The 9,593-nt window shown below is 42.8% G+C and carries 9 protein-coding genes and 2 pseudogenes; 1 reads left to right on the top strand and 10 read right to left on the bottom strand.

The window, feature by feature from the left end:
• From B4H32_RS02655 to B4H32_RS02615, 9 genes and pseudogenes are all read right to left on the bottom strand, one after another.
• Positions 1 to 282, bottom strand: a pseudogene (locus tag B4H32_RS02655) (transposase); the annotation flags it as partial.
• A 70-nt stretch (positions 283 to 352) separates the two neighbouring features.
• A pseudogene (locus B4H32_RS02650) lies at positions 353 to 448 on the bottom strand (transcriptional regulator); the annotation flags it as partial.
• 72 nt (positions 449 to 520) lie between these two features.
• Positions 521 to 1,807, bottom strand: coding sequence for an MSMEG_0569 family flavin-dependent oxidoreductase (locus B4H32_RS02645; protein WP_004679564.1), 1,287 nt, complete (start codon positions 1,805 to 1,807; stop codon positions 521 to 523).
• Positions 1,808 to 1,818: 11 nt separating this feature from the next.
• Positions 1,819 to 2,112, bottom strand: coding sequence for an MSMEG_0570 family nitrogen starvation response protein (locus B4H32_RS02640; protein ID WP_004682279.1), 294 nt, complete (start codon positions 2,110 to 2,112; stop codon positions 1,819 to 1,821).
• Entirely contained in the window at positions 2,100 to 3,149 is a 1,050-nt protein-coding gene (locus B4H32_RS02635) for a sll0787 family AIR synthase-like protein (protein WP_004682280.1), read from the bottom strand. The genes B4H32_RS02640 and B4H32_RS02635 overlap by 13 nt, the downstream gene beginning before the upstream one ends.
• On the bottom strand, positions 3,150 to 3,749 hold the full coding sequence (locus tag B4H32_RS02630; protein WP_004679570.1) for an MSMEG_0567/Sll0786 family nitrogen starvation N-acetyltransferase: 600 nt from the start codon (positions 3,747 to 3,749) through the stop codon (positions 3,150 to 3,152). It lies immediately after the preceding gene.
• Positions 3,750 to 3,760: 11 nt separating this feature from the next.
• Complete coding sequence (locus tag B4H32_RS02625; protein ID WP_004679572.1) at positions 3,761 to 4,840, bottom strand: MSMEG_0568 family radical SAM protein; 1,080 nt, start codon at positions 4,838 to 4,840, stop codon at positions 3,761 to 3,763.
• Positions 4,841 to 4,888: 48 nt separating this feature from the next.
• Positions 4,889 to 5,893 (bottom strand): Nit6803 family nitrilase, encoded by a 1,005-nt coding sequence (locus B4H32_RS02620; protein WP_004679573.1) that lies wholly within the window; start codon positions 5,891 to 5,893, stop codon positions 4,889 to 4,891.
• 31 nt (positions 5,894 to 5,924) lie between these two features.
• Positions 5,925 to 6,407 carry an MSMEG_0572/Sll0783 family nitrogen starvation response protein gene (locus tag B4H32_RS02615; protein ID WP_004679574.1) on the bottom strand — a complete coding sequence of 161 codons (483 nt, stop codon included), beginning with the start codon at positions 6,405 to 6,407 and terminating at the stop codon, positions 5,925 to 5,927.
• A 226-nt stretch (positions 6,408 to 6,633) separates the two neighbouring features.
• Here B4H32_RS02615 and B4H32_RS02610 point away from each other — a divergent pair, with 226 nt between their 5' ends.
• A complete protein-coding gene (locus B4H32_RS02610) occupies positions 6,634 to 8,553 on the top strand; it encodes a sigma 54-interacting transcriptional regulator (protein ID WP_004682282.1) in 1,920 nt (639 codons plus the stop codon).
• 187 nt (positions 8,554 to 8,740) lie between these two features.
• On the opposite strand, the gene B4H32_RS02605 is transcribed toward B4H32_RS02610, so the two are convergent.
• Complete coding sequence (locus tag B4H32_RS02605; RefSeq protein ID WP_004679576.1) at positions 8,741 to 9,307, bottom strand: hemagglutinin repeat-containing protein; 567 nt, start codon at positions 9,305 to 9,307, stop codon at positions 8,741 to 8,743.
• Positions 9,308 to 9,593 lie beyond the last annotated feature (286 nt).

The raw sequence follows: 9,593 nt of genomic DNA, 5'->3' as shown, positions 1-9,593 counted from the left end.
TTTCTTGGCATGATCTGTTAGAAAGTACACATGCGCTTTTTTTAAGATGTCATTGGCTTCCTTGAGCTGTTTGACTTCTTTCTCTAATTCCACGATCCGCTGTTGTTCTGGTGAAAGTTGACGTTTGCTTGAACCTGCCGGATTGGTTTCACGAATCCATTTATCTAATGTTGAATAACCCACACCTAATTTCTGGGCGATTGCAGCTACAGACTCGTGTGAGTTTGAAAGTGCATAATCAATCGCTTGCTGTTTAAATTCGGGACTAAAACGTTTAGCCATTTCTTGAATCTCCAAAGATTAAAGTTACGTTATCTTTAGAGGGACGTGCTGTCCATTATTTTGTCTAGGATCATAGTTTTAAGCCTAAAGCATTTACTACACGATTAATCGCATCAAAACATGGCGCTGAATCCTGACGTAGGGCTTTGTAGAGTGCCTCACGCCCGGTAATCCCTCCTAAAAATAACCGCATTAAATAATGCGGTTAAAATTCTAAAAGATTGATAATCAGCTACTATTAAGCAATCATCTCTGCATATTTTTCCTTGAACATTCTATGACGCTGAATGAGATGTTCAGACAAATATCGAGAATCCTGATCAATACCTAGGAAACGTCCTGATCCCCAGGTATATAACCATGGTAAGCCGATAAAGCTGACATCTGGATCCATCGTGATACCGCGATCATGTTTTGGATAACCACTAGCTTCAAATATATCCAGATCAATCCACGAGTAATCCGGTCTAAAACCGATACACCAAATGATTGAGGTAATATTTTCTTCAGCTAAGTTAACTTCTGTTTGTTCTGCTTTGGGTTGCCAAACTGGCGTATAGACACTGGCAGGCTCAGCCGTTTCAATCGCATTTTGCTCAATATAGGCATCAATTGAAGCATTAATACGGTTGTAAGTGGCATCTGCATTATCCAGGTTTTGTACCAGATTTGGCTGGAATTTAAGTGAACCATTCTCGTAATCAGAAAAACGTCCGAATAATTGCATACCTTCCAGTGCAAATTTACGTAGATCGATATCCCGACCACCATCACGACCAGTTACATAATGGTTGGTACTATTACGTACTTCTTCACTATAGCGATGGTCCTTAACATTGGTTTCGTAATAGCCCATATCGAACAGCCATTTCACCACATCCTTGTCACGATAAAAACGTGCACAACGTGGTGCATCACCAATAGACAGATAGACTTTTTTACCTGCTAAATGTAGATCCTCCGCAATCTGTGCGCCTGACTGACCAGACCCGACAACCAGTACATTCCCTTCGGGCAGTTGCGCAGGATTAAGGTACTGCTCGGAATGAATGGTATAGAACTGTTGGGGTAATTCAGAGCTGAGTTTTGGGTAAATTGGCGTGTGATAACCACCGGCTGCCACCACCACCTGATTGGCTGTGGTTTTACCTTGGCTGGTTTGAATCTCAAAATGTTGCTCTGCAATTTTATGCACCTGTTGTACCGTAATATTAAGCACCGCAGGTGGATTGAGCTTCTCAATAAAACCATCCAGATAGTCGACAATTTCATCCCGCTTCATAAAACCATCCGGTTCATTGCCGTGGTAGGGATGGTCAGGCAATAAACACTGCCAGTTTGGCGTGACCAAAGTAAAATTGTCCCAACGTTTTTTACGCCAGCTATGGGTTAGACAGTCTTCTTTTTCCAAGACTACATGATCGATATTAGCCTGTTTAAGATAATGGCTGACTGAAAGACCAGCCTGCCCGCCACCGACAATAACGACATCATAATGTGATTTTAAGTGTGTTGACTGAAACATGATGATTTCCTCTAGTCGATGTTATAAATGTCAGTAATCTCAATCGTATCTTCAGGCTTCAAGGAGAATGACTCTGCCTGTTCCTGAATACGGTTGAGCGTATCCATCGCTGAACTACAGGCAAAACCATAACGCGCACGTACTCGTTCTGAAGCAGCATGTAGGGCTTGATCAGCCTGGTTTAAAAATTCCTGCCCAGCCCATTGCTGACCTTTCTGAAAATATTCATAAACAATGGTGCTTGGTGAATAGAAATTACTGCTTTGACCATTTGGCCATTTCACCGTGAAATTTACGCTTGGCATAAGCTGAGCTCCCGTTGTCTAAAATTGTGTTGATATCTTTGAAAATCTTGAATCTGTTCTGCATAGCACAGGCCAGTAAAAAGCTGCTGTTGAAAATCCCAGAATTCAGCTTTTGACCCTTGATTAGAAACAGTGACTTTGCCTGAAGCATTCACCTGTCCAATGACTGCACAATGCAGATCCTGTGCAGCAAACAGTTCAATAATCTCTTCACATTCTTCATCGTCAGCAGTCAGTAAGAAGCCATAGCTTGGGAAGATTTGTAGCCAGTGCTGCCATTCAACATCTTTCGGTTTCGCAATCTGATCAAGCTGAATAACTGCACCACAGCCGGAGGCTTCCAGCAACATCAATAGGCTGCCAAGAATGCCGGCATTGCTGATATCACGTGCTGCATAAACCAATCCCTGTTCGGCTAGTTGCGGAAGGATTTCGAGCTCTGCCTGTAACTGGTCACCATCCACACCTTCAAAGCATTTCCAGTAAGTGGTATTTGGATGGAACTTACCTTTCAGGTTTAGCACCAACAATATGTTTTGCTGTGGTTGCACATGCATGACTGATAAAAGTTGTTTTGCCTCACCCTGAATGGCAACTGAAAGTCCTGGCTGAAAATTGGGATCAATATGGGTATGTCCACCCACCAATGGCACGCCATAGTGCTGACAAGCCGCCTGCATTCCCTGAACCAAAGCTTGTGCTTGCTCAGCACTTCGATGCCAGAAGCTGTTGACAACAGAGGTAGCTCGGCCTCCCATCGCTGCAATATCACTGATATTGGCCATGACCGCTGACCAGCCAGCAAAATAGGGATGATATTCGACGAAGCTGGGAATCATGCCTTCACAGGCATGTAGCATATAGCCATGTTCTGTTGCAATTGCAGCGGTATCATCTCCCGGCAGAACATAGAGATCTGCTATCTTTTCAATGTTTGGCTGGGCGATTTTAATCCCTTTCCCAATATTCATTTTGGCCTGCATCGCTGGTATCTGTCTGAGGTAGCCGAGCAGCCGTTCAAGTTCTGACTGATTCATTTATACCTCCTGCAGTGTATAGGACTGCTGCATGTAAGCCTGACTGATATTGCTCAATGGGTAATCTGCAAGATCTGCCTGCATCAGCACATGTGGAATATTGGCAACCTGAATGTTTTTCTCGCTATGCCAGTGCAGCTTCTGGAAATACGCTTCATTTTGTTGCTGTACCGTCGCGAGAAAACGCTGGCATCCCAGATTTTTTGCAGTTGAAACCGCCGCATTGATTAAGGCTTTGCCAATAGCGCGATGGTGACGATATAAGGGATCAACACAGAGTCGGCCACCCCACCAGGTCTGTTTACCTTCAGGGAAAATCCGGACTGCACCAATGACCCGATCCGGTTCACCAAACATCTGACCAATGGCTACAATACCGAATGCTTTGAAATCGTATTCATCCCGGTCTTCTTTCAGGATCTGCTGTTCATCACGAAAGGTTGCTTCACGAAGACGGTAATACTGGCGACGTTCCCAATCTTCGCTGACAATTTTGATCACGATATCCGCGCTGATAAATTCATCAGCCAGATAATGCTTGAGTTGCTGGTTAACTGCCTGCAACCATGGGTTTTGTGAAAGATCATCATCTAAATACATAGCGATCTCTCCTATTCATAAGCTTTGAGTGATGAGCAGGCACCACATTTGGCACATCCCGCCTGGGTGTCTTCAGACTTCAATTTATGCTGTTTCAGCTGTGCACCGATTTCTGGATAGAGCGCCTGCATAAACTCTGGTTCTGGTTTTGAATGATGCTCCAGTGGCGTGCCATGAATCGGCACAAATGGAACGACAAATGGATAGACGCCGATTTCAGTCAATTGGGCCGTCATTTCAAGAATTTCTTCTTTTGTATCTCCAAGTCCAGCCAGAATATAGGTACTGACCTGACCGCGGCCAAATACCTCGACTGCAGCCTTAAAAGCAGCAAAATATTTATCCAGTGAGACCTCAGCTTTGCCCGGCATGATCTTGTGTCGTACCCGATCACTGACGGCTTCCAAGTGCATCCCGATGGATACAGCTCCTGCATTTTTTAACTTTGCAAACCAGCTAAAATCATCAGGTGGTTCACATTGCACCTGAATCGGTAAATCGACTGCTGCACGAATGGCAGTGACTGAATCAAATAAAATCTCGGCACCACGGTCAGGCGTGTTTGGTGTTCCAGTCGTCAGGATCATTTGAGTAATCCCATCTAGCTCAACTGCGGCTTTAGCCACTTCTGCCAGCTGTTCAGGACGTTTGCGGATTAATGTCCGGCCATCTTGTAAAGACTGATCAATCGAACAGAACTGGCAAGCCGTTGACTTGTCATTCATACGAATACAGTGCTGCAAAACAGTGGTTGCCAGAACATTATGACTATGCAGGGTAGCAATCTGTTCATAAGTAATACCATCTGCGGTTTTCAGCTCATAAAACTTTGGACGTTTCGGTGCAGTTAGCGTAGCTACCGGTATCTTGTTCTTAAAGATAATTACGTTGTCCGATTCTTTGTCCTGCTGTGCGGTATAAGGAGAATTCTGGGCTGTAAGATTCAGCACGGGAATCATCATGGTCTGTCCATTCAGACTCAGGGCTTTATGGTCGCTTGGCCCAGCTCCACCTTTACGGGCCAGACCAACCTCACCTTCCCATTTCAGGCCATTGCATTGCAAGTCACTGAGTAATTCAACTGCTAACATGGCTACACTCCTTACACTTGATATTTAATTCATTTTCAAATTTAACTTCTACGCTTTACTCAGTTGCTCTTCTGTTAGCACGGTAAAGTTGCTGATTTTTTCTTGTGTTGTTGATTGAGATTCTGGATATTCATGTAAAACCTGGGTTTTGCGACGATCAATCAACAGGCTCAGTAATTCAGGGCGACTGTAATGTCCAACGGAATCCATCATGCGCTTGCGTTTATCGATCAAGCTAAAGTCCAAATCAGCAATCACATAGCCCTCACCTTCCGTTAAAGGTGCAGCTAAAAATTTGCCTTCAGGTGAAACAATCGCAGTAAAGCAGCCACCTGAGATTGGACCTTTTTCACAGCCGGTGTCCTGCATAATCTGTTGTTGCTGTTCCGGTGTCAGCCATGCGGTGGCATTCACCACAAAACAACCTGATTCCAGCGCATGATGCTGAATGGTTGCTGATATCTGGTCGGCAAAAACTTGTCCGACCAATGATCCAGGGAACATAGCCGCATGGATCTGTTCGCCATCAGCCATAAGCGCAAAACGTGCCAATGGGTTGTAATGCTCCCAACAAGCCAATGAACCAATTCGTCCAACAGCCGAATCAATCGCACATAAACCACTGCCATCACCCTGCCCCCAAACCATACGTTCATGATAGGTCGGCGTAATTTTGCGACGATGCTGAATGATGCTGCCATCCGTATCAAATAGCAGTTGGGCGTTATAAATTGTGCCCCCCACACGTTCGTTGACCCCAATTGAAACCACCATTTGCGCCGCACGGCATGCCGCACCAATTAGGTCAGTAGCCTCTGAAGGTACAACTACAGATTCATGCAAAAGCTTGAGATGCTCTTTACCCATCGCAAACGGAGGCTGAACAAAGGAAAAATAAGGGTAATAAGGCACCACAGTCTCAGGAAAAACTGCAAATTGCACACCTTGCTGTCCCAACTCAGTAATCAGGTCACAGACCTTTTTTACGGTACCTGCCTGACTATAAAGAACTGGACTACACTGTACGGCTGCAGCTTTTACGATTCTACTCATGGTTTACTCCCTTATTTTTCCAAGATTTGAATTACACTGTCCAAGTATCGATAATTAATGCATTGTCACGACGCATGAGCAGTTTAAGATCCATCACATCTAATGGATTGATGGCACGAATACCAGGAATGAGTGCTTTTTCAGTCTGACCATATAGCGCCTGAAGAGCAAAACGGCAGGCATAGACTTCACCACCTTCTTCCATGAATGCTTTGATCTGATTATTGACTGCCAGATGTCCTGGAAATGCTTCAGCGCCTAAAGTCGGGAAACCACGTTGTACCCCTAATTGCACACCTGGACCGTATAGCAGGATTTTGGTTTCGAAGCCTTTACGTAATAAGCGTTTAGCCTGTAACACATTAACCAAACCAATCGAACCTTCAAAAGCCACTGTATGGAATGTTACTAATGCTTTTTCGCCGGGCTGTGCTTTGACATCCTCAAATACCTTTTCTTCATAGTCGACCAGGAAGTCGCCATCTTTATATTGTTCGATATCTACTTTTGGCATAATGCGCTCCGATAAGATGAGTTAAACAACCTTGATTGGTTTGTCTTAGTTATTGCATAAGCTGTGCCAAGTTAAGAAAATTGCTATAATGTATTTTTTAAATCATTGTTTTTATTTGATAATCATGTTTTTCTCTGTTTAATGGTGTTCAGATAAAAACTTTTTACAATTATGAAATTTCGTATTACTATGATTTTTCATAGCTATATCTACGAAATTTCATATCATGGCAGCTGACTTTATTTCTGGTTGGGCAAATTCTGAAGATTCTTTAAGACCTTTAACTTTTGAGCATGCCGCGCAGGCATTAATGGTGATTGATCCGAAAGAGAATCGTTTTATTGATTTCAATATTGCGGCGGCCCGTATGCTACGTTACGAACGCCATGAATTACTGAATAAATCGGTCACTTCAATTTTTGGTCACTTTACCCAACTACCCTATCTGATTGCTTTTACCGAGGAAACGCTGAATAAAGGTCAGGCCTGGAATAATGAAATTTATGCCTTTGACTGGAACGGAGAGAAAATCCAGCTGGATGTACAAGCGACCCATTTGCCCTATCAACAACATGACTATATGATCTGGTCGCTTGTTGATGTCAAAGATCTAGAGCTACGCCAATTTAATAAAAATGCAGACAAAGCCATACGTTCTGGCTTAATGGAATGGCAAGCACTACAAGAACTGTTTATTGATTCAGACACTGGTAAACATTTGCTACTTAGTGCTGTTGGCGATGGAATTTATAGTATTAATCATCAAGGGTTATGCACCTTTATTAATCCAGTCGGTGCCAGAATGCTTGGGCTGAAACCCGAAGATGTTATTGGCAAGAATATTCATCAGATTCACCACCATACCCATGAAGATGGTCGTCATTATCCTGTTGAGCAATGCCCAATTTATGCTGCGGTACATGATGGTGTGGTACATGAGGGTATTCAAGAAATATTTTGGCGGGTAGATGGTAGTTATTTCCCAGTTGAATTTACCAGTACGCCTGTGATCCGTGATAGTAAGATTATTGGTGCAGTGGTGGTATTCCGCGACATTTCCGAACGATTAAATACTGAAGCCAAACTTACCCAGGCCTTAAATGAACTGCAAAACCTTAAAAGCCGCCTAGAACAACAAAATGAATATTTGCAGGAAGAAATCCTGCAGGACAACCAGTATCATGAGATTGTCGGGAATAGCAGCTCTATCCGAGAAATTATTGAAAAGATCAAGGTTGTTGCTCAAACAGATGCAAACGTAATGGTTTATGGCGAGTCAGGTACAGGTAAGGAATTGATTGCCCGTGCGATTCATCAGTCCAGCCACCGTAAGCAGCAACCCTTAATTCGGGTGAACTGTGCCGCTATTCCAGCCGAGCTATTTGAAAGTGAATTTTTTGGCCATGTCAAAGGCGCATTTACTGGAGCGGTTCGTGATCGTGCAGGACGCTTTGAACTAGCAGATCAAGGAACATTATTCCTGGATGAAATTGGTGAACTTCCACTAGAACTACAAAGTAAGTTACTTCGTGTATTGCAGGAAGGTACCTTTGAACGAGTTGGTGAGGAGCGGACTCGCAAAGTGAATGTGCGGATTATTGCCGCGACCAATCGCAATCTTAAAGAAGAAGTCAAACAAAAGCATTTTCGTGAGGATCTCTATTTTCGCCTGAATGTATTTCCAATTTTCTCGCCTGCACTACGTGAACGTAAAGAAGACATTCCTCTTCTGGTCAGCCATTTTAGCAAGCTGATCTGTGAACAGCGTAAAGTACCCTACCTTTCTTTTAGCCAGAAACATATCCAAGAATTGCAACGTTATAACTGGCCCGGCAATATCCGTGAATTACAGAATGTATTGGAACGTGCCATGATTACTGCTCGTCATGGTGCTGTGTCATTCCAGTATTTATTGGAACAGGATCAGCCTGTTTCTCAGACAAAGGAAACTAATGTAATCGCTAAGCATAGGACCCCAGATATTCTTACACTTGATGATCTTAAACAATTAGAAATTGAAAACCTAAAACGTGCTGTCAAGCATTGTGAAGGAAAAATATTTGGTGAGGATGGTGCTGCTCAATTGCTTGGAATTAATCCGACGACCTTAATTTCAAGATTAAAAAAATTTGGGATTAGCTATTAGTTTTTTACTTAGAGTGAGGATTTTATAAATAATAGATATTGTATCTTGGAGCTTGTAGTGATTAGCTTCCACTATATGCAAATTGTAGAGTTTGTAAGGCTTTGTTGCACAAAGATTTCATAACTATATGATTTTAAAAGTTTTGATTATTTTTTGATCCAAAATTAAATTTATTTAAATCAGATGCTTACATATTTATGCAACAAAGCCCTGTTTTTATGAGCTCCTTCGCAATTCCACGGTAGCCTTTTTGCTGTTCATCCCATTGTTGGTCATGGGTTTCTAAGGTACTAAGTGTCACATTTTCAGGCATCAATGAGCCATCTGCTGCTTTTAATGTGCCATCGGCTTGGCGCTGCATCAATGTATTACCCACATAGATGCTTTGCCCAGCATTTACATCATTGGCTTGCAGTTCAATATTTTTGCCTGCATTGATATCGACATTTTTGCCAGCGATGAGTTGCGTTTGCGCAACTTCTTGGTCGATATAACCTGTTTGACTGTTTTTATAGGTTGCGAAGTTTGTATTTGAAGATGTACTGCTTTGGCTTGTTTCATTTAGTGCAGAGTTTAAAGTCACGTCACCATTTTTAGCTTGGATTTGAATTGTTTCACTAGCGTCAGCTTTCAAATGTGCTGCTGTGATATCACCTTGCTCAGTATTGAGTACAATATTTCCACCTGCATTGATTTGGTTCGCAATTGACTGACTAGATTTCGAAATGTCATTGCGCTCTGTACTCCGTGCCAATATGCCTCCTGATTTAGCAGACATAGCGACATCAGTTGCTTTCAAATCCTCGCCATTCTCAAGTTTTATACCGTGCTGTGCATTCAGTACAATATCACCTTGTTTACTTGCAAGATCGACAGCTTTGCCAGCAATTTGATTTGCCTTTAACTCAACCGTGCCTTGACTGTGAATAGAAGTACCTTGATCAGCTTGGGTAGTGGAATAGTGAACCGTACCGGGTTTGTCGGAGACTTTTTTATTTAAGTTAGGCCACCTGACCTAACGGATTAATCTTATCATAGTA

It is taken from the genome of Acinetobacter sp. UBA2063 (assembly GCF_002333245.1).
Classification (GTDB): Bacteria; Pseudomonadota; Gammaproteobacteria; order Pseudomonadales; family Moraxellaceae; genus Acinetobacter; species Acinetobacter parvus.
This window is presented reverse-complemented; position numbering and strand designations above follow the sequence as displayed.